This is a genomic window from Streptomyces sp. NPDC050674 (assembly GCF_040654575.1).
In the GTDB taxonomy this organism is placed as follows: Bacteria; Actinomycetota; Actinomycetes; order Streptomycetales; family Streptomycetaceae; genus Streptomyces.
Genome location: NZ_JBFAIG010000003.1, coordinates 316,161 through 337,865, shown reverse-complemented (window position 1 = coordinate 337,865; position 21,705 = coordinate 316,161). Strand labels below are relative to the sequence as shown.

The following is a 21,705-nucleotide window of genomic DNA, read 5'->3' as shown; positions in this document are numbered from 1 at the left end:
TCCCGAGCCGGCTGCCGACCGGAAGTGCTCAGCTCCCCAGACCGACGAAGGCACCGCCTGGCCTTCCGGCAGATACTCGACGAACGGTGGGCGACAGCCACACCCGGAGCAGACGGGGCGGGACGCCGGTCAGCTCGGCGTATGGCTGCGCTGTTACCTGGACCTGCGCCAGCCGCTCACCGCGGCCGTCGTAGTCGCCCACCACGGTCCGGTCCTGACTCATGACAAGGTGCTGCCCTCGCCGAACAGCGGCACCTCGTGGATGTCGACGTCCGCGCGGATGCGGTGCAGGCGTTCTGCGTGACGTCACCCGCCGCTGGCGTCTCGGGCGACGTTGACGCCGACCCAAACGGCTCGTGCCTACGGCCCGGTCACCGGCTACTGGTGGTCGGCCTGTGCCGGCCGCCGTGCTGGCGGCCGGGTGCAGGTGGCGTGTTGGTGGGGTAGCTCAGCGGCTGATGAGGAAAGTTGCGCCGGCAGATCCGGCCAGGGTGGCCACGAAGGTCACAAGGCGGATGGGAAGCCGCTCGATGGTCAGGTGGAGGGACCCTACTCGTATCTCGACGAGCGGAGCGGGGGGCAGAGAGCGGGGCAAGTCCTGCATAGTGGGTTCCTGTCTGTACGGATGCGTTGCCTGCCAGCGTTGCGGCCCGGGGGTGTCTGTCGGGAGCGGAAAGGCCAGGTGGATCGGCCTTTCCGGGAAGTGTCATGCAGGGGGCTTCTCGGCTTTCGCCATGAAGCTGGAGAATTACCCCTCCACGGTCTGCTGCAGGCAGACCGCCCAGCGCATCGGGGGATGGCGTATCAAAAGCGAAGGGGAGCCTGCCTACCACCAGCGGGCCGCCAGTGGTCCCATCCGTGACTATGCGGCCGCGCTGCGCAAGGCGTGGGCTCCTGCCAAGCGCCGCGGCGTGCGCCAAGCGCAGCTGGCCCTATCCGCCAACTTCTCCGAGGCGGCGGTGAGCAAGTACTTCTCGGGCGAACGCATCGCTCCGGCCGAGTTCGTCGACGAGCTGTTCAAGCTCGTCGAGGCCACCGATACGAGCGCGGACAACGAGGTGAACGCCCGCGCCCGTGCGGAAGAAGCCGAACGCGTGCACACGTTGCGGCGCCGCGCCGAAAACGTCGGCTCCGCCAAGACGCAGCTGAACGCAGCCAGGGAAAAGATATGCCAGCTTGAGAAGCGGCTGGAAGCCGCCGAGGCCGCTCACCGCTCCGGTGCCGACCAGCGCATAAAGGAGCTTCAGGAACAACTCGCCCGTAGCGAGCAGGAGATCCTTGACTTGTCGAAGCAACTGCGGGCAGTGCAAAGGGAACTGAAGGCCGAGCGCGACCGAGGCTGGAAGGCCGCGCTGGAAAGCTCCGTGGAGAGTACCGCCCTAGCTGTGAGGGGCCTCGACGGCATTATTCGTGCCGCCCGGCCCCAGGAGGAGATCAACGACGAACAGGAGATGACCCACGAGCTGTTGGTGACTGTTGGCCAACTGCAGCAGCGCATCCGTCAGCTGCAATCCGGCAGGCCCGGTAGCACTTACCTCACATGGCAGAAGCCGAGTGCACCCAGGCTGCACGAACGCGACGCGCTCCTGTTCCGCCACCGGCTGCCCGTGCGTATCTACACCACGGCGGCGACCTTAAGTGCCTGTGTCGTCCTGCACATCAACGTCGCGTCTTTCGTCGTCACCTGGCGCGACGACGCCGGCTTGACCATCGCTCAGCTCGTCGCCTACATCATTCTGGTTTTCCCCCTCACCTTGGGCCTGTGGGGGCTGCTGACCGCCTCCGCACTCTTCGTCGCCTACGGACATCGCGACGCCTTCGGCCGGACTTCCGCCCATGTCACCGCTGCGGCTGCTGTGGCAGCCCTGCTGCTCGGCATCAGTGGACCGTTCTTCCTGCCTCCCCTGACGTGGGCCGGGCATGCCTGGGCCGTCTCCATCGGGATCCTGTGACCAGCGCCGGGCAAGCCGCTCTGGCTTCCTGTGGTGCGCACTCGGGAAGCCACTGGGGAACCCGCTTTGGTGCCCGGCACGAGCCCGACGGAGAAAGCCCTGGTCACCGCGCAGATACGGCCGCGCGCCGCGTTGTCATGATCCTCTTCTTTCCTCCTGAACTTCTGTGTGATATCCGTGGAGGAGGAGAGCATCGGGTTCGGAGGCCGGGTGCCCTTGGCGGCCGGGCGCGGTGCCAGACCTTGGCCGTCTTCCGTGCGATTCTCGGGACGATGGCCTTGTAGGCGCCAGCGCATCTTCCACTGCGGCAGCGTACGCAGCGCCTTCTCAGTTGCTTGCCGTGCTACGTCGTACGAAGGTGCCGGTGATCTGAAGCGGGAGGTCCCCGCGCTCGATCCGGAGGAGCGGCCCCCGGCCGATCCGGATGCGCCTGTTGCGCCCCGGCGTCCGACCAGAGGGCGGGGGAGCGGGAGATACCACGCGTTCGGCTGAACTGCGACCGGGCCGTCCTCGCCCGCGCGATGGTCCGGAAGAAGCTGCTCACCACCACGACAACCGCCACCGCCGTACGGGGCCGGGCGTACGACGTCGTCGCGCACCATCAGGCGGCGATGCCCGAGCAGCCGCTCGCGCCCCCGGCCGCAAGCCGTAGCGGTCCATGGTGGCGCGGGCTCGGTCGGCCGCCGTGGTGAACGCGTCCTGGAGGCCCGCCTCCCCGCGTCCGGCCTCCGGCTCCTGGTCGTCATGCTCGGGCGCGGACAGGATGGGCTCGGTCACCTGCTGTCAACTGACCATGGCAGCGGGGCTTTTCACTTCCACTGGGGGAAGAATGCGTTCACTCATTCGTCGACGTTCCACAGCCGTGACCCTGATCGCCACAGCGTGCGTCTTCGGTGCCGCAACCGCACCCCCGCAGGCGGCGACCAATCCCAACCCCCATCAGCTGGACCGTGTACTCAACGCACATCGGCCCCGACGGGGAAGACGTGCCGCTGCGGGTTGGACAGAAGGACGCCGGCAGCATCGACGGCTTCGGAAAGCGCCACATCGAGTCCGGCCACGCCGATCAGAGCTCCAGCTGGTCGAACATGAAGCAAGACATCGACAAGACGCTGGATCGTGGACGGTGCACGACCAGCGGCAGCAAGATCACTTGTAACTTGACAGCCACACCTTCAAAAACCCCCGCGCCGGCGGCATGAAAGTGGTGTTCACCTAGCGAGTGGACTCCCGGTCACGGGACCACCGACCCGTCGGCGTCATCACCGCCTACTGCTACAACTGTGGATGCTAGGTACGAATGACGAAGATCACGCAGTGCGAAACGTACCTCGACGAATTCCGTGCAGAGGTTCGGCAAGGGCTCCCGCCGGCACTCTCCGAGCATGGCGCGACTCTGGGTGATCTTACGTTCTCGGAGGACGAGGAAGGGGTCTGGGTAGACGCAGTGGTGCACCTGCCCGATCAAGAAGATCCCTGGATCCGCCGACGCCTAATCATCCCAGCCCAAGGACCCGACAAGGACGCCTGGCTGGCAGGAACCATTTTCTCCTCAGCGCTCACGGAGGAACTGGACAGGCATCACACCTGACCCGTCGCCCGCCCAATTCACCGGCAGAGGCCGGCCGACAGCGGCTGACCTTGTCGTCGGAGGTGGTCACGGAGGTCATGCCGACCTCCGTGTTGGGCAGAGTGGCGAGCAGGTCGATGTCGCGGCTGACCACCGGTGACTTGGTCAGGGTGCGCACCAGCCCCGGGTATTAGACCGACCGCGGCTCGCGCAGGATGCCGCGCGGACGGATACGCGCACAACCACGACACAGGACCTCCCGGTGCTCAGCTGACTCGCATCGCCGAGCTACCAGGAGGTCCCGTGCTCATGCGTCGCCCCCGGTGTGATCACCCGATCAGGAACCCGCGTTCGAACCGGCAGCCCGGTAAGCGGATGGCATCTCAGTTGGCGGTAGAGAGCGCTACATGGCGCCATTGGTCGAGTTCACGTTGTACCAGGTCTAGCTTCGCCTCGACACGCTCGACCGCGTCCGCGCCCAACTGCAGGCGCAACGGCGGCTCGGCGACCTCAGTGACGTCGACGATGGCTTTGGCTCCCTTCACCGGATCGCCTGGCTGGCGGCCGTCGTTTTCGGCCAGTGCCTCGCGCACCGGCCCCGCGCCGGCGACGTAGTCGGCGATGGCTGCTGGTTCGACCTGGATGCTGGAGCTGCTGAGGAAGTCAGTGCGAAAGCCGCCCGGCTCGATGATCGTGACGCGGACGCCAAGCGGGGCCAGCTCGCCGTGCAGCGCCTCGGAGATTCCCTCGAGGGCGAATTTCGACGCGCCGTACAAGCCCACGGCCGGAGCGGTGGCGAAGCCACCCACGGAGCCGATGTTCAAGACATGTCCGGATCGCTGGGCACGCAACGTCGGCAGGGTCGCCCGCAACGTGTTGAGCACGCCGAACACGTTGACGTCGAACAGATCCCGGGCAGCCTTGTCGGACGTCTCCTCGATCGCGCCCACGAGGCCGTAACCAGCGTTGTTGACCACGACGTCGATCCGTCCGAACTCCGCCAAGCCGACCTTCACCGCACCCGTCAACTGCTCCGGTTCGGTCACGTCCGCGCTCACCGCCAGCAGTCCGTCCGGCTTTTCCGGGTACGCCTGGAGCACCGCCGACACGTCTCTCGCCGTAGCGATCACGCTATGCCCTCGATTCAGCGCCTCCCGGGTGATCTCCGCGCCGAGCCCACGCGATGCACCCGTGACAAACCAAACGCTCATGTTCTCCCACATTCCGATCGCCCGAATGGCCAACAGCTCGACGCTAGAACATAGAGTCGGGTCTAGATCAATGACTGTGTGACGGGAGTCGCTCATGGACCTGAGCATCGGTGAGGTGGCGGAGCGCAGTGGGCTGAGCGTTCACGCTCTGCGGTTCTACGAGCGGGAGGGCCTGTTTGCCAACCCGGTACGCCGCCTGTCCAACGGCCGTCGCGTCTATCACGAGGAAGATCTGGAGTGGCTGGCGATCTGCACCAAGCTGCGCTCCTCCGGCATGTCACTGGCGTCAATCCGGCAATACATCGATCTGGTCCGCCAGGGCCCGGGCAACGAACATGAGCGGCTGGAGTTGCTGCGCAGGCACGAAAACCACGTGGAGGCGCAGATCCGGGAGTTGCAAGTGGCCTTGGACGTGATGCGGCACAAGGTGCGGATCTATGAGGATCATGTCGTCCGCGGTGAGGCCGACCGGCTCTGGAATCCGTCCCACCCGGATACCGCCCAGGCCGACGCTCACCAGGAGTGCCATCCATCAGAGGGCGAGTGATCGTCTAGTGCTGTGACCGGGAAGGTTCGCCGGGTTGGTGGTTGGGCCGGTTGGATGGGCGATGACGTTCGTTCCGACCGCTGGAGGTGTGGTGGCTGAGCCTGTGCGGGTGCGCAGACTGACCGATCAGGGAGGGCAAAAGCTGCAGCAGAGCGTGCGCCGGGGCAGGACCAGCTCGGTGCGCTACCGGCGGGCGATGATGCTGCTGGCGTCCGCCGGCGGGAATCGCGTCCCGGTGATCGCGTAGCTGGTCCAGGCGGACGAGGACACGGTGCGTGATGTGATCCACCGGTTCAACGAGATGGTTCTGGCCTGCCTGGACCCTCCATGGGTGGGAGGCCGTCCCCGCCTGCTCACCCCTGAGGACGAGGACTTCGTCATCCAGACGGCCACCTCCCGCCCCACCAAGGTCGGTCAACCCTTCACCCGCTGGTCGATCCGCAAATTCGCCGCCTGCAAAGTGGACGGGATCAGACGTGACCGCAGACTACTAGTCAGCTGCTCACGCGATTTCCCGGTACTCGAACGCTGCCACGACCATCAGCTGGGGAATTACGTGACCATGAACTTTGGGAAATTACGCGACCGCCGACACATATGTACGACGGCAAGCTGTGCTGCCCATCGTCGTCACCGGCATGAAGCACCTGAAGGAGCACGGCCCGGCCGAAGCGGTCTTCCGGCGCTTTGGCCGGCCGCACGACCAGACGCTCCTCGATACGATCGGCAACCCGCGCCGCGAAGCGGCCGACGCCTGCCAGCAGGCCGAGTACGCAACCCGCCCGCGGGAGCATCAGGAGTTGCTGCGCCGCGCGGCCGAGGAGTAGGGGGTTGAGCGGAGGCCCACCAGGAAGGGGCGGCACGGCGGGCAGAAGGAGCTCGACCGGTAGGCGTTTTTCAGATAGTCGGCGAGCCAGTCGTTCTTTGCTCTGACCACGGGGCGGGGGAGCGGGTCTGTCCCACCAGCCGCGGCGCGGTCGTCGACCGGGGGCGTCCGCGCGCGGTCGCTCAGAGCGTGAGCACCGGTCGGGTGGAGTAGTTTTCGTACAGGCTCTCTCCGTCCGGTCCGTATGCGAACTCGGCCGTTTCGGGGTTGCGGTTGGCGGTGGCCAGGGGGAGCCAGGCCAGCAGGTGGCCGTAGCCGCCGCACACCGACTCGCCTCCGTCGCCGCCGTGGACCGCGGTGGCATCGCTGGTCAGCTCGGCGCGGTAGGTGTCGTAGGCGATGTGCAGGCCGAAGGCGTTCAGTTCGTTGTGCGGGCCGGTGTCGTCGCCGTAGGGGATGCGGTCGAGGGGGCAGTCGTGGCCCCACCGGAACAAGGTGTTGGACCCGGCGCCGCAGGCGTGTTCCCACTCGTCGGGGCTTGGCATCCGCAGGCCACGGGCAGAGAGGGCCGTGGGTACGTCGGCCGGGGGTTCGGTCAGCGGCTCGTCGTCCACGGCCATGAGGACGGTGTCCAGGTGGACGCTGCGGGGAGCGCTGAGGATCCGCGTGAGGTGGGTCCGCAGATCCGGAGCGTAGCCGTAGCCCTGCTCCCGGCTTTCGGCGTAGTCGGCGGCCTGCTGCGCGGTCGGCTGCCAGGTGTTGAGGTCGAAGCCCAGGGACACCCGGCCTCCGGGTATCAGGGCGAACTCCTGCCCGTCCCGCTCGACCCGGACGCGGTACAGCGGGGCACCGAGGTGTTCCGTGGCCTCGACGAGTGACACTCGGCCGTCCACGTGGTCAGCGGCTTTCTGGGCGATCCACCGGGCGCTGACCTCGTCGAAGGTCCGCCACAGGTCAAGAGTGAAATCAGCGAGCGACATGGCTGGCAGTGTGGCACGCGGCACTGACACCGGCGCGGAGAGACGGCTCAGCCGTGCCAGCGCCGCCTCAACCTTCGCGGGTTAGACCGCACCGTTGAGGTAGTACGTGTCAGGACGCTGCGGACGCCACTCAATACCGCCGGAGAACGGGACAGCCGAACTGCCCCGCCACCACGTCCTCACGCCCTCGACACAGGCCCCCTGCCCGCCCTGGTCCTGGCCCTGACCGGTTCCACTGGCATCGGCGGCATCGTCCTGGTCCTGATCGGCTCCCCGTGGTGGCTGACCGCCCTGGCCTTCACCTGCTTCGTCCTCGTCCTCGTCCTGGTCGTGGGCGTCATCCAGTCGGTCTTCCCTCAGGAGTCCGCCATCTCGGTGTCGTTGTGCGGGGTTGCGGGGCATCAGCCACACCTGACCGTCCTGCCGGCGCAGCCCTATCAGCCGGTCCCCGGCGACCAGGCGCAGATCCTCGGCAAGGTCATCGGCGTCCTGCGGCCTCTCTGAGCAGAAATCCCATGGAGAAGAGCCGGTCGGTCATGCCACGCTGACTCCTACCGAAGGGGCGTAGCTCAGCTGGCCAGAGCGCCGGTCTCCAAAACCGGATGCCGCAGGTTCGAGTCCTGCCGCCCCTGCCAGACGAAGTCGGCGAGGGGCCAGCGGGTTTCACCTCTCCGACGTCACGCCCATCCCGACAGAGCTGATGATCTGTAGGCGGCTGCCGCAAAGTGGACCGCGCCCTCGGACACCCCGGAGACCGCGTGAGTGAGGGCAGCGCCCACCCCCTCGGCATCGAGCCGCCTATCCCTCATCTCATAAGCGGCGCGGACGCGGAGGAACTCACAATCACCCTGGGGTTGGGGCTCGAACCCTGCTGGATAGCCCCGTTCACCGGGCTGAGCCCACGACAGTTCACAAAGCTCGTGACCGCATTGCGGCGGGAGGGCGCCGACCCGGTACGCAAAGGCCGCCCTGGGGTTTGCCGCTGGAAGACAGCTTCCTGTCGGTGGCCGCGTACTGGCGGACGAACCTCACCCTGCGGCAGCTGGCCCCGCTGGTCGGGGTCTCCAAGTCCGCCGCGGACCGGATCATCGCCCACCTCGGGCCATTGCTCGTCCTGCGGCCGCGCATGAGGTTCCGGAGGGACACAGTGCTGATCGTCGACGGCACCCTGGTCCCTACCCGGGACCACACGATCGCCGAGCAGTCGAAGAACTACAGGTACTCCACCAACCGCCAGGTCGTCATTGATGCCGACACTCGTTTGGTTGTCGCTGTCGGCCGGCCGGTCCCGGGCAAGCGCAACGACTGCAAGGCATGGGAGCTGTCCGGAGCGAAGGACGCCATCGGCCGGCCGACCGTGATCGCTGACGGCGGCTACCTGGGCACTGGCCTGATCATCCCTCACCGTCGTGACTCCGGCCGGACCGAACTCCCGAGTTGGAAAGAGGAGCACAACGCCTCGCACCGCGAGGTCAGGGCCCGCGTCGAGCACGCCTTCGCCCGGATCAACGCGCGGGTCGAGACGGTGCACGAAAAGCCCGCGTTCCGTCGCGCGTGCACCCGCCTGATTATGTGCGTGACTTCGGGAGCCGTTTCGATGTGACTGTGGGAGTCACCATCTGACCGAGTTCGATGTCGGTTTGTTTTGACGTCACTCGGGGGCTCGGCGTCACAGCTCCACCATGGAAAGTCATTTGTGGTCACCAGCACGCCGTGACGGGATGGCGGTCAGACGGTCATCCGATCGATCGGCCGGTCGGCGCTGCGGGAGCGGGTCAGCGCCCGGCGGCCGAGGAGCACGACGCCCAGCCCCAGCGGGACGGCGACGATGGCGCCGACGAGCCCGTTACCGGTGCCGGGACCGCCGCTCGAGGTGGCCAGGTGCAGCATCGCGAGGGCCGTGCCGGTCAGCCCCATCACGACGGCCGACATCCCGGCGGTGCGCGCGTTGCCGATGCTGATCCGGCCGTCGGCGCGGGCCAGGGCCAGCCAGCCGATAGCCAGGCCGAGCAGCCCTACCCCCAAGGCCAGGTTGGCCCCGGTCCGCCCCTCGCCGATGATCCCGCCCTCGGCGGCCACTATCAGCGCTGCTGAAGCACTCATGCCGCTCTCCTCCTTCTCTGTCGCTGACTGCAAGGTTCGATGCGCCTTGAGCATGCACGCCCGACCCCCTGCCGATCGTCCAGTAGACGCAGGCACTTTCCCCTGCCGCCGCTGCGGCATCCGGATACCGCGGCGGCGGCAGGTGGCGCGCCAGTACCGCACACGCGGTAGCCGACCGCTCGTCCATGAGCCGGACTCGCCCACCACCGCGTCCGGCTACGGTGCACCCATGGACAAAGGACGGTTCGCTGTCCCGGCTGCGGTCACCGACTGGGCGATCGCCGTGGGCGTGGCGGCGCTGCTGCTGGGCACCGGGCTGTCCGGGCCACACCCGGCCGGGGGCCGCGCGCTGCTCGGCTCCGTGCTGCTGGCGGCCGGCGGGCTGGCGCTGGCCGCGCGCCGCCGGGCACCGCTCGTGGTCCTGGGTGTCACCGGGCTTTCCGCGGTGGGCTATCTTGCGGCCGGGTTCGAGGTGCTCGCCGTTTCCTACCTGGTGGCGGTCTACGGCACGGTCCGTGCTGGGCACCGTGCCGTCGCAGTGGCCGCATCCGTGGGCCTGGTGGCCGTGCTTCACCTCACCGCCCTGGTCTCCCACGACGGGCCCGCGCGTGAGGTCGTGGCGCAGGCCCGGAACACCCTTGAGATCGCCTGGCTGATCGCCGCCTTCGCCGCCGGGGAGGCGGTTCGGCAGGCTGAACGGCGGGCGGACGAAGCTGAGCGCACCCGCGAGGAAACCGCCAGGCGCCGGGCCGACGAGGAGCGGCTGCGCATCGCACGGGAGCTGCACGACTCGCTCACTCACCAGATCTCGGTCATCAAGGTGCAGTCCGAGGTCGCCGTCCACGTGGCCCGGCGGCGGGGCGAGCAGGTGCCGGAGGCCCTGCTGGCGATCCAGGAAGCCGGCCGGGAGGCGAGCCGGGAGCTGCGCGCGACCCTCGAGGCGCTGCGCGACGACGACACCACCCCGCCGCCCGGACTCGACCACATCTCGAACCTGGTGCAAGGGTTCCGAACAACCGGCCTGGAGACGACGCTGACGATCGAAGGACATCCGCACGACGTGCCAGCCGCAGTGGGCCGTACCGCTTACCGGATCGTTCAGGAGTCGCTCACCAACGTTGCCCGGCACGCCGCCGCAACCACTGTCTCAGTGCTCATCGACTTCCGGCCGGACGCCCTCGCAATCCGCGTCGACGACAACGGAAAGGCCACCCCGCATTTAACGCCGAGGCCCGGCCTCGGGCTGCTCGGCATGCGCGAACGCGTCACGGCTCTGGGCGGCCGACTGCGCACCGAGCCGCACAGCGCAGGCGGCTTCACCGTCCAGGCCGAACTCCCCACGAACGGAGCGTCGTGATCCGTGTCCTGTTGGTCGACGACCAGCCGCTGATCCGCAGCGGCTTCCGCGCGCTACTCGACCTCGAAGACGACATCGAGGTGGTGGCCCAGGCCGCCGACGGTCAAGAAGGCTTGGCGCTCATCCATGAGCATCTGCCCGACGTCGCGCTCATCGACATCCAGATGCCCGTTATGGACGGCATCGAAGCGACCCGGCGCATCGCCGCGGACCCGGCCCTGGCCGGGGTGCACGTCGTCATGCTGACCAACTACGGCATGGATGAGTACGTCTTCGACGCGCTGCGCGCCGGCGCCGCCGGCTTTCTCGTCAAGGACATTTTGCCGGAAGACTTCCTGCACGCTGTACGTGTCGCCGCCCGCGGCGACGCTCTGCTCGCGCCCGCGATCACCCGCAAGCTCATCGACCGGTACGTCCACCAGCCGCCCCCCACCCGCGCCGGCAGCGGGCTGGAGGAGCTGACCAGCCGCGAACGCGAGGCGGTCGCCCTGGCCGCACAGGGCCTGTCCAACGACGAGATCGCCGACCGCCTGGTCATCAGCCCGTTGACCGCCAAGACCCACATCAACCGGGCCATGGCCAAGCTCCACGCCCGTGATCGCGCCCAGCTCGTGGTCCTTGCCTACGAATCCGGCCTGGTAGCCCCGCGCAACTCCTGACCCCAGCGCGCCGTTGATCGGGCCAGGCGCTACGGCGCCTCGTCGCCCAGGACCTCGCGGGCCAGCGCCTTGAGCGCCTTGCGGTCCTGCGCGAGGGCCTGCTTCCCGGCCTCGATCGCCCGGTTGACGCGTCGAGCCCGGCCGTCGACCACACGGCCGCTGCTCAGCGACTCTGGCGGGAACGGGAACATGTGACACGGCCGAGGGACGCTGCCACGCAGGCGAGCGCGGCCGACGTCCCTTGGCCCTCAATCCAATCCCTGTCCGACAAACCGCAACGCGTAACCTCGACGAGTCGACGTCAGTAAGGCTGGACTGGAAGGCGTCGGGAGTGGCCCATTTGCGCCATGGCGCCTTGGCCTGCCCACGCGGGCCTTGGCCACAACAGCGGGGGCGTCACCGTTACCTTTCAAGATCGACCTTGCTGCTTGTGCACCGGGGCTGTCCCCCGACGGCCCTGAGGCCATCCACGCTGGTTCAAGGCTGGAGACCGACTACCTCCTGTTCGCCCAGGCCTTCCTCGACGACGACCAGCGCGACGCCGCCGTCGACGACACCTTCGACATCCTCTGGCTCTCCTGGGACGACGCCCTGGCCAGCCAGGACACCCGCCGCTACGCCTGGAACGTCCTGCGCGCCACGGTCATGGCCCGCATCCCGCACCGGGACGGCTGGCCCGAGCTGGGCATGGCCGCCTTCGACACCGTCGCCCTGAAGTTCTGCACCGATCCGGCCGGTGGCCTGCACCAGATCGCCGAGAGCCTTCAGCTGTTCACGGCCATGAGCCGCCTGCCCGCCCACCAGCTCGACGTCATGGTGCTGCGCTGGCTCTACGACATGCCGCCCGAGAACGTCTCCGCCCTCCTGGGCGTGCCCCTGGCCGCCGTCCGCTCCGATGAATGCCACGCCACCCGCTTCCTGGGAAGCGTCCTGTGCCCGCCGCCCCCGACCGAAGGGAACACCCTGTGACCGGCATCGAAGAACTACATTCCCGGTCTTGCCGCACTTGCGGTAGGCCGGACCGCTCTTGGTCCGGGCAATCGCGATGATGCACGAGGTCACCCGGTCTCCGCGATGCAGGTAGTGGTGTACCGGGCTGGTGGTCTTCGCGACCGGGCCCTCGTTCCCCGTCGGCCTTCGCACCGCCACCTTCTGCCCCGTCATCTCCCACTTGGTGGTGCACGGCTTGGCGGTCACGAGCTTCGGCTTGTGGTGAGGGGGCTCGGCGGAAGCCTGTGGCGCGGTCAGAGCCCCGGTGAGAACAGCCAGGGCAGGGCCGACGACGTCTGGCGCGGGGGCCGCCTTGTTGGTGGAGCGGGACGGGGCGGTCGCGGTGACGGCCGTGGCGGTTTCCTCCGCCGCGTCCCCGGCGGGCTTCATGATGGTGGAGTTCGTAGGCATGCGACTCACTCTGGGGAGCGACGAGCGATAGTGTCGCGCCCTGGTGACGGCGAAGGGTGATCGTGGCTACGGGGCTTAGTAGCCGTTGTCGTACCGATCACGGAGTCGGGCGATCGAACGGAGGGTTGCGTTCCGTCATTCACCGGCCTCTTCGATGCGCTGGGCGACCACTCTCGCAGCCGTTGCCCGGGGTCGGTTGCTCGTCCGTACGCTGCGCGCAGGATGCCGTGCGGGCCGGGGCGGCTTCGGCAGCGTTCGGATCTGGTGTGTTCGCTGGAGCGGCGGCGCCGTGGAGCGGAGTAGGTGAGCCTGTCGGCCGTCCCCGGTGCGCGCCCTGTGCTGCGGTGCCCGGATGGGATGTCCGGGCACCGCTGGACCGGTCCGCCCGCGCGGGCGGACCGGTTCCGGTGTCATGGGCGATGGAAGGGCGTGAGGTTGAGGGTGAAGTCGGCGGTGCCGAGTTGGAGGCGGTGCTGGGGCAGGACGCCGGGTCTGCATGCGGCGCTCCCGACGCCCTGGACGGCGTGGTCGGTGTGCAGGTGCACGAGCGGGCCGGGGGTCAGCTCAGTCTGGTGCCGGGCCGCATCGAGCTGCCGGTCGGTCCAGCGGCGGGCGGAGAGGTGGAAGAGCTCCTCGCCCCGGACGTGAATGGCGCCGGAGCCGTCACTGACCTCGGCCCACCGTACGTCCGCGCGGTTGCCGTTGTCCTGCGGGCGCACGTAGGGCGTCTGCATCTGCTCGACCGTGGTGTGGAACCGTCCGACGCGAACCGCTTGCCGCGAGTCCGGGTAGGCCTCGCCGGGGCCGGCGCCGAACCACTCGATCTGTGACCAGTCGGCGGGGAGTTGCCAGTCGAGACCGATCCGGGCCAGGGAACGGGAGGTGTTGCGGCGTAGAAGTTCCCGGTGCTCTTCGGGCGGCAGGTCGGGATCCACCATGGTGTCGGCGAAGTCGTCCGCCCGCTCGGGCCAGTGGCCGACCGGCTCGGTATGCACGTGGAGCCGCAGGCCGGTCCCTTCGCTGGTCCAGCGGTAGGTCGTGAGGTAGCCGCAAGGGGTGGCGGCGGCGCTGCGGACCACGACGGTCAGGCCCTCGGCGTCGGGCGTGACGGAGACCGTGCGGTGGCGCAGCCGTTCCAGGCCGCGGTCCTTCCAGTAGGTGGCGTCGCGCTGGGACCAGCCGCGGTCGTTGTCGGTGGGTGCGCGCCACAGGCCCAGCGTGGGGCCCTGCAGGGGCAGTCCGTCGAGGTTGAGGAGGAGGCTGCCGGTGGCGTGGTCGAACCGGCCGGGCCCGAGCGTCATGAACCCGTCCGTGGCGTGCGGGCTCAGCAGGGGTGCCTGCGAGTGGGCGCGGCCTGGTGCGGAGAGCTGGAGCTGTCCCCAGGCGATGACGTGGCCCTCGGGTGCCCAGTCGGCGGGCCCGGCCAGCTCCGCCTGGACGGTGAGCCACAGTTCACCGCCGTCACCGTCGCCGTCGTCGTCGGCCCGCAGGGCGGGCGCGGGCAGCGGCAGTTCGACGCGGTCCCCCGGGGTCGCCTTCGGCGTCGGCAGTGTGCCTGCGGCGAGTTCGACGCCCTCGCGCGCGAGCGACCAGGTGAAGCGCAGGTGGGAGAGGTCCAGGACCTCGAAGCGGTTCTCGACGCTCAGCGTTCCGGGTTCGTGGCCCGTACTGATGCGGACAGGGGCGATGACCTTGGCGTACTCCAAGAGCCCGGGCGAGGGGGTGCCGTCGGGGAAGACCAGGCCGTCGCAGCAGAAGTTGCCGTCGTGCAGGTCCTCGCCGAAGTCGCCGCCGTACCCGAAGAACTCGCGGCCCTGGGCGTCGCGCGTGCGCAGCCCCTGGTCCATCCACTCCCACACCCAGCCGCCCTGCACCCGCGGGTACTCGTCGAAGAGCTGCGCGTACTCGGCCAGGGCGCCGGGTCCATTGCCCATCGCGTGGCCGAACTCGGTAAGGAGGAAGGGCATGCGGTTGCGCGGATCGTCGGCCGGGTCGCCGGAGCCGGCGCGCGCCGGGTAATGGATCTCACCCGGGAGCAGCTCTCCACGGCCGATGCGGGCGACGGCCGCGGGCGGGCGGTACATCTGGCCGTGGACGTCGGCGTACTCGCCGAGCCGGTCGGCCTCGTAGTGGATCGGGCGGGAGGGGTCGCGTCGGTGTGCCCAGTCGGCCATCGCGCGCAGGTTCTGGCCGTTACCGGCCTCGTTGCCCAGCGACCACATGATGATGCTGGGATGGTTCTTGTCCCGCTCGACCGTGCGCTCGATGCGGTCCAGGTAGGCGCCGCGCCAGCGCGGGTTGTTGGAGGGGTTGCGCTCCCACATCGTGGTGCCGGCGTACTCGAAGCCGTGGGTCTCCAGGTCGCATTCGAGCGTCACGTACAGCCCGAGCTCGTCGCACAGGTCGAGGAAGGCTGGGTGCGGCGGGTAGTGGGCGGTGCGGACGGCGTTGATGTTGTGGCGCTTCATCAGCTCCACGTCGCGACGCATGGCCTCCAGGGAGAGGGTACGACCGTGGTCGGGGTCGAACTCGTGCCGGTTGACTCCGCGCAGCAGGACGCGGCGCCCGTTCACCCGCAAGACGCCGCTCTCGTCGATGACGATGGTGCGGAAGCCGAACCGGACCCGCACGCGTTCGCTGCCGGTGGCCAGGTGTGCCTCGTAGAGGTACGGGTCCTCCGCGCTCCAGGGGCGCACTGCCGGGAACCGGAGCTCGCTGTCGGCCGGCTGGTCGTGGATGCCGAGGGCGGGGACGCTGATCCGCACGGGTGCGTCCGTGTCCACGTCCACGCGCAACCGGCCCTCGCCGGTGGCGTCGTCGTAGTCGGCGTGGACGAAGGCGTCCCGGATGCCGCCGGCGGGGCGGGCCAGCAGTGTCACGTCGCGGAAGATGCCCGACAGGCGCCAGGTGTCCTGGTCCTCCAGGTAGGTGCCGGCGGAGAACTGGTGCACCCGCATGGCCAGCACGTTGCGGCCGGGCCGTAGCAGCGCGGTCACATCGAACTCGGTCGCCAGGCGACTGCCGTAGGTGACGCCGAGTTCCGTGCCATTGAGCCAGACCCGGGCGCAGGAGTCCACTCCCTCGAAGCGCACTACCACCGGCATGCCCTGCCAGGAGTCCGGCAGGTCGAAGACGCGGCGGTAGTCACCGGTCTCGTTCTCCTCCGGAACGAAGGGCGGATCGAGCGGAATGGGGTAGGCGATGTTGAGGTAGACGGGCCGGCCGTAGCCGAGCAGCTGCCAGTGCGAGGGGACCGGCAGGGCATCCCAGGAGCCGTCGTCGAACTCCGGGTCCTGGAACCCGTCCGGCTCGGCCCGCAGCACCGACGAGAACCGGAACGCCCACTGCCCGTTGAGGTCGATCCGGGGGGCGTCGGAGTCCAGGACCGCGCGTGGCGCCAGCCGCCCGCGGCCGGGCGTGAAGTCCTCGAAGTAGCGTGCAGGCATGCCAAAGTCCTCCGGACGGGCTCGGGTGATGCGCGCGAACGTACTATCGAAGGCGTGTTGCGGGAAGACGCTCCCGCCACTGCCAGTCTCGACGGGCGCGCCAGCCCGGGTGCCCGGCTGTTCGGCTTCGACCCCGGCACGCTGCCGTTTGAGCGACGTGGCATCTCGGCCGTCGCCCGGTACGGGAGAGGAGGACGCCGCGCCCGCGGCGCCGAGTGGTCTTCCCTTCGTCGGGGGCACCTCGTCCGGCATCGCTTCTGTGCTGGGGACGACTGCAGCTGCCTGCCCCGGATCACCGTTCGCCTCGATCGGGTGACTGCGGCGCCTGGCCTGCGTAGGAGCGCGGCCTCTTGGTAGTTCAAGCGATGTCGACACGCCGAACGCTCCGGGAGACCCTGTTGCCACGTTTCTACGGCGCCGCGCGATCGGGGTCCACTTCGGTCACTCTCGAGTGTGACTGCCTGGCGCACCGGTTCGGGAACGCCAGCGATCACGGGGTTCGTGAGCGCCGCTACCCGACGGACATGTCCGATGCGGAGTGGGCGGTGGTCCGGCCGCTGCTGCCGATGCCGGGCTGGCTCCGCGGGCGGGGCGGACAGCCGGAGGTGCACTGTCACCGCGCGATGTTGGACGCGGTCCGCTACCTGGTCGACAACGGAACGAAGTGGCGGGCTATGCCAGCCGACTTCCCGCCATGGGACCGTGTCTACGCATTCTCCCGCCGCTGGCGTGACCACGGTCTGGTCCGCGAGTTCCACGACCGGCTTCGCCGCAGGGTCCGCGAGCAGGCCGGGCGGAGCAGGGGCCGAGCGCGGGCGTGATCGACTCCCAGTCCGTCAAGGCGGACGCCGTCGTCGGGGCCGACAGCCGCGGGTTCGACGGCGGCAAGCTGATCAACGGCCGAAAAACGCATGCCGTGGTCGACACCCTCGGCCTGCTCCTGGGGGTGATGGTCACCGCCGCGGACATCAGCGACCGCGCTGCCGGGCAGGTCCTGCTCGCCCGGGTCCGCGGCCGCGCACCGCCGCCTGACGCTGGTCTGGGCCGACGGCGGCTAGACCGGCAGCCTCGTCGAGTATGCCCTCACCGTCCTGCCCTGGTCCTGGCCATCGTCAAGCGCAGTGACGACACGCGCGGCTTCGTCGTGCTGCCCAAACGGTGGATCGTGGAGCGGTTCTTCGCCCACCTGATGCGAAGCCGCCGCCTCGCGCGGGACTTCGAACGGTCCACCGGCAGCGCGGAGGCGATGGTCTACTGGTCGATGACCCTGCTCATGACCCGCCGCCTGGCCCGACCACGGCTCTCGCGAGCGTGAAACGGCCCGGCCTTGGCTCGGCCAGCCACCCGCGCGCTGTCAGCCGCTTCGCCTTCGACAGCAACGCCTCGATCTTCGCGGGAACAGGGTCCAGACCGAAGCAGCCAGCCATCTCCTGGCATGTCAAGGTCCTTGACCGAGCCGGTTCCGGTCCGCGAGAGCCTGCACGATGCGCTGATAGTCCGCCGACAGTGCCGACCAGGCCAGCCCCGCACGCCACGTCGGCACCCCCGACTTCGGCTTCGCCGCCTCCGAACTTGCAGGCAGTGCGGGCGGTTCAACGCGATCCGAAAGCTCCTCGGCGACGGCCGGGCCAGCGGTGCCTCCTTCGCCCGACAGCACCTCGCCGACACGTGAACGGGCGATGACCCACTCGTTCCACTCCTGCTCGGCCGCGACCAGCTCGGCCTGGATACGGTCCGCCTCCTCCCGCAGGGCGTCCACACGACGGCGAGCGGCCAGCTCACGCTGTTCCATCAGCCCCACGACCGACGGCATCCCCAACCTCCAGCAGAGCGACGACACGACACGTCACCACTCCCAGAGACCGCCGCCCCCAATACCTGAACAGCGGAAACGCAGCCCTCAAGCCCGGAAAGACAACAGCCACTTAGCTGTTCCAGCAGGTCAAGAAACCGATGTGGATTCAGGGAAGTGAGGCATGTATGCGGTGCGCCAGGCCGGGGCCGTGTGTGATCGGCCCTGGCCTGACATCTTCGTGGCGGGGTGTGGGCTTAAGTGAGGTGGTCCAGCAGCCACGTGATGACGGGGCGGAGGATGCCGGAGACGGCACCGCCCAGGGCTGCTGCGGCCAGAGCGAGACGTTCGCGGCGGGTCAAGCGCATGCGGGACATGAAAGCCTCCACAGAGCGTGGTGAGTGGATAGGGCAGCCGGCCGGCTTGCTGTCCACGCTGAGGCCCCCGAGGAGATCAACGCCGAGTTGCGACGTGCCCTCAACGGGCGCGGCCATTTCCGCTGTTCACGCCGTGGCGGGGGGCGGGATTGGAGACGATGGTGCGATGAGTGGCGACACTGGGGGCGGCCGGCCGGGCCTGAGGGAAGGTCCGAAGCGCCAGCGACCGCTGAAGCGCGCGCGCGTGGGATGGCCGTTGGCGCTGCGTAAGCTCAAAGAGCTTTTATACGAGGTGTACCTGGCAGCGGGCGCCCCCAGCCTGGACGAGATCACCGGCGACATCGCCGCCACCGACGACTTGGCGGGGTCGCCGAGTCGGGACACGGTCCACCGCGTCATCACGGACGGCGAACGGCTTGGCCAGCAGGCCGATGTGGTGGCCATCGGCACGGTGCTGGCCCGTCGGGCCGCGTGGGATGCCCAGGATTTGGCGGGGCGCGTGCGTGAGCTGTGGGTGCAGGCTGGGATGGCGCAGGGGGCGGGGCGCCCGATCAGCGACCTCCGCCGCGATCTCCGGCTCGTTATGGACGGAGGTCTGGGGGTCCACCCGGCGTTGGACACCGGCGGCGCCCGTGACCGGTTCGGGATCCTGCCCGACTATGTCCCGCGGGACCACGACGCGCACCTGAAGACGGTGGTCGATGCGGCAAAAGTCGGGCGCAGCGGGATCGCGGTCCTGGTCGGGGGATCGTCCACGGGCAAGACCCGCGCTTTGTGGGAGGCCGTCAGCGGGTTGCCGGATGGTTGGCGGCTGTGGCATCCCCTCAGCCCCACCGCCCCTGATGCGGCTCTTGCCGCCCTGCCGGACATCGCCCCGAAGACGGTGGTGTGGCTCAACGAGACCCAGCACTACTTGGCCCAGGCCCCGCTCGGTGAGCAGGTCGCGGCGGGCCTGCGGGAACTGCTGCACGATCCGTCCCGAGCCCCGGTGCTGGTCCTGGGCACCCTGTGGCTGGATCACTGGGACACCCTGACCACCCGCACCGACGACGACCGACACGTCAACTCCCGCGAACTGCTCGGCGGGCACAAGATCGATGTGCCGGACTCCTTCACCCCGGCCGACCTGGCCGCACTCGACTCCGCCGACCCCCGGCTCGCACAGGCCGCCCAGCACGCGAAGGGTGGGCAGATCACGCAGTACCTCGCTGGCGTGCCCTTCCTGATGGCCCGCTACAAGGCAGCAAGGGGAGCCACATTGGCCCTCATCCATGCCGCGATGGACGCTCGCCGTCTGGGCGCCGGCCTTCACCTCCCGCTGGACTGGCTCGCCGACGCCGCCCTCGGCTACCTCGACGAGGACGAGTACCACACTCTCGATCGCGACTGGCTGACCCAGGCTCTTGCCTACGTCACCACGCCCTGCAACGGCCTCCCCGGCATCCTCACCCCTGTCACCACCAAAGGACTCCGCAACCAGCGCACCCGCCGTCGGCCCGCCGCGAGTGGCATCCCCGCCGACCGGCTCGCCTCTAGTGCGCAGGGGCCGCGCTACCTGCTGGCCGACTACCTCGACCAGCACGGCCGCCATCACCGCGCCGAGAGCATTCCTCCCATCGACTTCTGGACCGCGGCCGCCCGCCACGCTCACCCCAACGACCTGGACTCACTCGGCAACGCTGCCTGGAAACGCGGCTTGTACCGCGACGCCGCCCAACTCCACAAACGGGCCGCGATGTACGGCAACCCCCACGCCGCAGCCGCTCTCGTGGAACATTTCCAGACCCTGCACCCCACCGACCCTCGTCCCGCCAAGTGGGCCGCCGCCCATGCCGCCCTCAACAACCCGCACGCAACCAATCGGGTGCTCGACGTGCTGCGGAGGGCCGGGGCAGCGGATCAAATCGCGACGTTGCTCGCCCGGGACCCCGCCGCGCACGCCCACCTTGACGATCCGGACCGTGTGGGCCGGCTGCTAGGCAGACTGCGGACGGTCGGAGCGCACGAGCAAGTAACGGCTCTGGCCGAGCGGGCTGTCCTCCACATCGCACTTCAGGATCCAGTCCCCGTGGCCATGCTGCTAGATGGGCTGCGAAGGGTCAGAGCGAAAGACCAGATCGCAACGCTGCTGGCGCGGGACCCTGCCGCCCACGCCACCCTCGACGACCCACATGACGTGGGCTGGCTACTGGACGTGCTGTACGACACTGGGGCGACGGAGCAGGTCACTGCACTAGCCAAGCGTGCCTCCGCGCACGTCAACCCCGATACCGCAACAAACGTCCTTGCCTGGCTGCTGCGGATATGGAAGGTCGAGGCGCACGATCAGGTGACGGCGCTGGCGGAGCGGGCCGTCACCAAAGCTGCCCTCAGCAGTCCGCAAGCCGTGGACTACCTGCTGAACGCGCTACGGAGGCTGGACCGGCTAGGGGCGACCGGGGCGACGGATCAGATTGCGGCTCTGCTGGCCCGGGACCCCGCCGCGCACGTCGTCCTCGACAGCCCGGACGCCGTCGCCAGGCTGCTGCGCGCGCTGCGGGAGGCCGGGGCGGACGATCAGGTCACCGCTCTGCTGGCTCGGGACCCCGCCGCGCACGTCGTCCTCGACAGCCCGGGTGCCGTCGCAGGGTTGCTGCGCGCGCTGCGGGAGGCCGGGGCGGACGATCAGGTCACCGCTCTGCTGGCCCGGGACCCCGTCGCGCACGTCGTCCTCGACAGCCCGGACGCCGTCGCCAGGCTGCTGCGCGCGCTGCGGGAGGCCGGGGCGGACGAACAGGTCACCGTGCTTGCGGAGCGGACCGTCGCGCACGTCGTCCTCGACAGCCCGGGTGCCGTCGCAGGGTTGCTGCGCGCGCTGCGGGAGGCCGGGGCGGACGATCAGGTCACCGCTCTGCTGGCCCGCGACCCCGCCGCGCACGTCGTCCTCGACGCCCCGGGTGCCGTCGCCAGGCTGCTGGAGGCGTTGCGGGAGGCCGGGGCGGACGATCAGGTCACCGTGCTGGCCGAACGGACTGCCGCGCACGCCCTGCTCGACGCCCCGGGTGCCGTCGCCAGGCTGCTGGAGGCGCTGCGGGAGGCCGGGGCGGACGAACAGGTCACCGTGCTGGCCGAACGGACTGCCGCGCACGCCCTGCTCGACGCCCCGGGTGCCGTCGCCAGGCTGCTGGAGGCGCTGCGGGAGGCCGGGGCGGACGAACAGATCGCCACTCTGACCGAACGGCTACCTGCAGTAGGACACTTCGATTGGTTTATCAACCTCGGGAGAAACCAGGAGCAGTACCGACTTGGGCGTGAGCCTGACGGGAGTGCTGCCCCTGCGTGGACTTGGAACGACCTGGACTGAACCAGCACTGGTCCCGGAAATGGATGGCCGGATCCCAGACATCGTCAGCGTGCCTGACCAGCCCCCCCCCCCGGATAACCGACAGGCATGTTGCTGAACCTCAACGTCGCTCACGTGCCTGACCATCAGCCAGCACGAGTG

General features: G+C 69.1%; 18 protein-coding genes, 1 tRNA gene and 3 pseudogenes. 15 read left to right on the top strand and 7 right to left on the bottom strand.

Features of this window, described 5'->3' with window-relative positions; all coding sequences use genetic code 11:
* Positions 1-28 precede the first annotated feature (28 nt).
* Complete coding sequence (locus tag AB0I06_RS08425; RefSeq protein WP_363117978.1) at positions 29-223, bottom strand: hypothetical protein; 195 nt, start codon at positions 221-223, stop codon at positions 29-31.
* A 511-nt stretch (positions 224-734) separates the two neighbouring features.
* Here AB0I06_RS08425 and AB0I06_RS08420 point away from each other — a divergent pair.
* From AB0I06_RS08420 to AB0I06_RS08410, 3 genes are all read left to right on the top strand, one after another.
* Complete coding sequence (locus AB0I06_RS08420) at positions 735-1,952, top strand: hypothetical protein (RefSeq protein WP_363117977.1); 1,218 nt, start codon at positions 735-737, stop codon at positions 1,950-1,952.
* Positions 1,953-2,902: 950 nt separating this feature from the next.
* Positions 2,903-3,154: a hypothetical protein gene (locus AB0I06_RS08415; RefSeq protein WP_363117976.1), complete on the top strand. Its 252-nt coding sequence runs from the start codon at positions 2,903-2,905 to the stop codon at positions 3,152-3,154.
* Positions 3,155-3,252: 98 nt separating this feature from the next.
* Positions 3,253-3,543: a hypothetical protein gene (locus tag AB0I06_RS08410; RefSeq protein WP_363117975.1), complete on the top strand. Its 291-nt coding sequence runs from the start codon at positions 3,253-3,255 to the stop codon at positions 3,541-3,543.
* Positions 3,544-3,905: 362 nt separating this feature from the next.
* Here the strand turns inward: AB0I06_RS08410 and AB0I06_RS08405 are convergent, their stop codons facing one another.
* On the bottom strand, positions 3,906-4,829 hold the full coding sequence (locus tag AB0I06_RS08405) for an oxidoreductase (protein ID WP_363117974.1): 924 nt from the start codon (positions 4,827-4,829) through the stop codon (positions 3,906-3,908).
* Between AB0I06_RS08405 and AB0I06_RS08400 the strand changes: the two genes are divergently transcribed.
* The 3 genes and pseudogenes from AB0I06_RS08400 to AB0I06_RS08390 all read left to right on the top strand — a co-directional run bounded on the left by AB0I06_RS08400 (position 4,828) and on the right by AB0I06_RS08390 (position 6,107).
* The gene (locus tag AB0I06_RS08400) at positions 4,828-5,280 is read left to right on the top strand and encodes a MerR family transcriptional regulator (RefSeq protein WP_363117973.1); all 453 of its coding nucleotides are present in this window, start codon (positions 4,828-4,830) and stop codon (positions 5,278-5,280) included. The genes AB0I06_RS08405 and AB0I06_RS08400 overlap by 2 nt on opposite strands.
* Positions 5,281-5,371: 91 nt before the next feature.
* A pseudogene (locus AB0I06_RS08395) lies at positions 5,372-5,725 on the top strand (helix-turn-helix domain-containing protein); the annotation flags it as partial.
* A gap of 169 nt (positions 5,726-5,894) precedes the next feature.
* On the top strand, positions 5,895-6,107 hold the full coding sequence (locus AB0I06_RS08390) for a hypothetical protein (protein WP_363118047.1): 213 nt from the start codon (positions 5,895-5,897) through the stop codon (positions 6,105-6,107).
* A gap of 181 nt (positions 6,108-6,288) precedes the next feature.
* On the opposite strand, the gene AB0I06_RS08385 is transcribed toward AB0I06_RS08390, so the two are convergent.
* Positions 6,289-7,086: a hypothetical protein gene (locus AB0I06_RS08385; RefSeq protein ID WP_363117972.1), complete on the bottom strand. Its 798-nt coding sequence runs from the start codon at positions 7,084-7,086 to the stop codon at positions 6,289-6,291.
* Between the two features lie 330 nt (positions 7,087-7,416).
* Here AB0I06_RS08385 and AB0I06_RS08380 point away from each other — a divergent pair, with 330 nt between their 5' ends.
* The 3 genes and pseudogenes from AB0I06_RS08380 to AB0I06_RS08370 all read left to right on the top strand — a co-directional run.
* Positions 7,417-7,590: a hypothetical protein gene (locus tag AB0I06_RS08380; RefSeq protein ID WP_363117971.1), complete on the top strand. Its 174-nt coding sequence runs from the start codon at positions 7,417-7,419 to the stop codon at positions 7,588-7,590.
* Between the two features lie 54 nt (positions 7,591-7,644).
* Positions 7,645-7,721, top strand: a tRNA-Trp gene (locus AB0I06_RS08375).
* 207 nt (positions 7,722-7,928) lie between these two features.
* Positions 7,929-8,593 (top strand): annotated as a pseudogene (locus tag AB0I06_RS08370) (transposase); the annotation flags it as partial.
* A 221-nt stretch (positions 8,594-8,814) separates the two neighbouring features.
* Here AB0I06_RS08370 and AB0I06_RS08365 read toward each other — a convergent pair.
* The gene (locus AB0I06_RS08365) at positions 8,815-9,189 is read right to left on the bottom strand and encodes a DUF6223 family protein (protein WP_363117970.1); all 375 of its coding nucleotides are present in this window, start codon (positions 9,187-9,189) and stop codon (positions 8,815-8,817) included.
* A gap of 229 nt (positions 9,190-9,418) precedes the next feature.
* On the opposite strand from AB0I06_RS08365, the gene AB0I06_RS08360 reads away from it, so the two are divergent.
* Both AB0I06_RS08360 and AB0I06_RS08355 read left to right on the top strand, forming a co-directional pair.
* The gene (locus tag AB0I06_RS08360) at positions 9,419-10,546 is read left to right on the top strand and encodes a sensor histidine kinase (protein ID WP_363117969.1); all 1,128 of its coding nucleotides are present in this window, start codon (positions 9,419-9,421) and stop codon (positions 10,544-10,546) included.
* A complete protein-coding gene (locus AB0I06_RS08355) occupies positions 10,543-11,205 on the top strand; it encodes a response regulator transcription factor (RefSeq protein WP_363117968.1) in 663 nt (220 codons plus the stop codon). The genes AB0I06_RS08360 and AB0I06_RS08355 overlap by 4 nt, the downstream gene beginning before the upstream one ends.
* Before the next feature lie 29 nt (positions 11,206-11,234).
* Here the strand turns inward: AB0I06_RS08355 and AB0I06_RS08350 are convergent, their stop codons facing one another.
* Positions 11,235-11,396 (bottom strand): hypothetical protein, encoded by a 162-nt coding sequence (locus AB0I06_RS08350; RefSeq protein WP_363117967.1) that lies wholly within the window; start codon positions 11,394-11,396, stop codon positions 11,235-11,237.
* 184 nt (positions 11,397-11,580) lie between these two features.
* Here AB0I06_RS08350 and AB0I06_RS08345 point away from each other — a divergent pair, with 184 nt between their 5' ends.
* Complete coding sequence (locus AB0I06_RS08345; protein ID WP_363117966.1) at positions 11,581-12,174, top strand: sigma-70 family RNA polymerase sigma factor; 594 nt, start codon at positions 11,581-11,583, stop codon at positions 12,172-12,174.
* An 842-nt stretch (positions 12,175-13,016) separates the two neighbouring features.
* Here AB0I06_RS08345 and AB0I06_RS08340 read toward each other — a convergent pair.
* Entirely contained in the window at positions 13,017-16,052 is a 3,036-nt protein-coding gene (locus AB0I06_RS08340; RefSeq protein WP_363117965.1) for a glycoside hydrolase family 2 TIM barrel-domain containing protein, read from the bottom strand.
* Positions 16,053-16,576: 524 nt separating this feature from the next.
* Here AB0I06_RS08340 and AB0I06_RS08335 point away from each other — a divergent pair.
* Together AB0I06_RS08335 and AB0I06_RS08330 are read left to right on the top strand one after the other, a co-directional pair.
* Positions 16,577-16,873, top strand: a complete 297-nt coding sequence (locus AB0I06_RS08335; RefSeq protein ID WP_363117964.1) for a transposase — start codon at positions 16,577-16,579, stop codon at positions 16,871-16,873.
* Positions 16,870-17,367, top strand: a complete 498-nt coding sequence (locus AB0I06_RS08330; RefSeq protein WP_363117963.1) for a transposase — start codon at positions 16,870-16,872, stop codon at positions 17,365-17,367. Before AB0I06_RS08335 ends, AB0I06_RS08330 begins: the two co-directional genes overlap by 4 nt.
* On the opposite strand, the pseudogene AB0I06_RS08325 reads toward AB0I06_RS08330, so the two are convergent.
* Positions 17,324-17,865, bottom strand: a pseudogene (locus tag AB0I06_RS08325) (hypothetical protein). The gene AB0I06_RS08330 and the pseudogene AB0I06_RS08325 overlap by 44 nt on opposite strands.
* A 522-nt stretch (positions 17,866-18,387) precedes the next feature.
* On the opposite strand from AB0I06_RS08325, the gene AB0I06_RS08320 reads away from it, so the two are divergent.
* Positions 18,388-21,564, top strand: coding sequence for a hypothetical protein (locus tag AB0I06_RS08320; RefSeq protein WP_363117962.1), 3,177 nt, complete (start codon positions 18,388-18,390; stop codon positions 21,562-21,564).
* The last annotated feature ends 141 nt before the right edge of the window (positions 21,565-21,705 follow it).

Coding starts and splice junctions, on each gene's coding strand:
- AB0I06_RS08425 (WP_363117978.1), bottom strand. CDS start 223: ATGAGTCAGGACCGGACCGTGGTGGGCGACTACGACGGCCGCGGTGAG.
- AB0I06_RS08420 (WP_363117977.1), top strand. CDS start 735: ATGAAGCTGGAGAATTACCCCTCCACGGTCTGCTGCAGGCAGACCGCC.
- AB0I06_RS08410 (WP_363117975.1), top strand. CDS start 3,253: ATGACGAAGATCACGCAGTGCGAAACGTACCTCGACGAATTCCGTGCA.
- AB0I06_RS08400 (WP_363117973.1), top strand. CDS start 4,828: ATGGACCTGAGCATCGGTGAGGTGGCGGAGCGCAGTGGGCTGAGCGTT.
- AB0I06_RS08405 (WP_363117974.1), bottom strand. CDS start 4,829: ATGAGCGACTCCCGTCACACAGTCATTGATCTAGACCCGACTCTATGT.
- AB0I06_RS08385 (WP_363117972.1), bottom strand. CDS start 7,086: ATGTCGCTCGCTGATTTCACTCTTGACCTGTGGCGGACCTTCGACGAG.
- AB0I06_RS08365 (WP_363117970.1), bottom strand. CDS start 9,189: ATGAGTGCTTCAGCAGCGCTGATAGTGGCCGCCGAGGGCGGGATCATC.
- AB0I06_RS08360 (WP_363117969.1), top strand. CDS start 9,419: ATGGACAAAGGACGGTTCGCTGTCCCGGCTGCGGTCACCGACTGGGCG.
- AB0I06_RS08350 (WP_363117967.1), bottom strand. CDS start 11,396: ATGTTCCCGTTCCCGCCAGAGTCGCTGAGCAGCGGCCGTGTGGTCGAC.
- AB0I06_RS08340 (WP_363117965.1), bottom strand. CDS start 16,052: ATGCCTGCACGCTACTTCGAGGACTTCACGCCCGGCCGCGGGCGGCTG.
- AB0I06_RS08335 (WP_363117964.1), top strand. CDS start 16,577: ATGTCCGATGCGGAGTGGGCGGTGGTCCGGCCGCTGCTGCCGATGCCG.
- AB0I06_RS08320 (WP_363117962.1), top strand. CDS start 18,388: ATGAGTGGCGACACTGGGGGCGGCCGGCCGGGCCTGAGGGAAGGTCCG.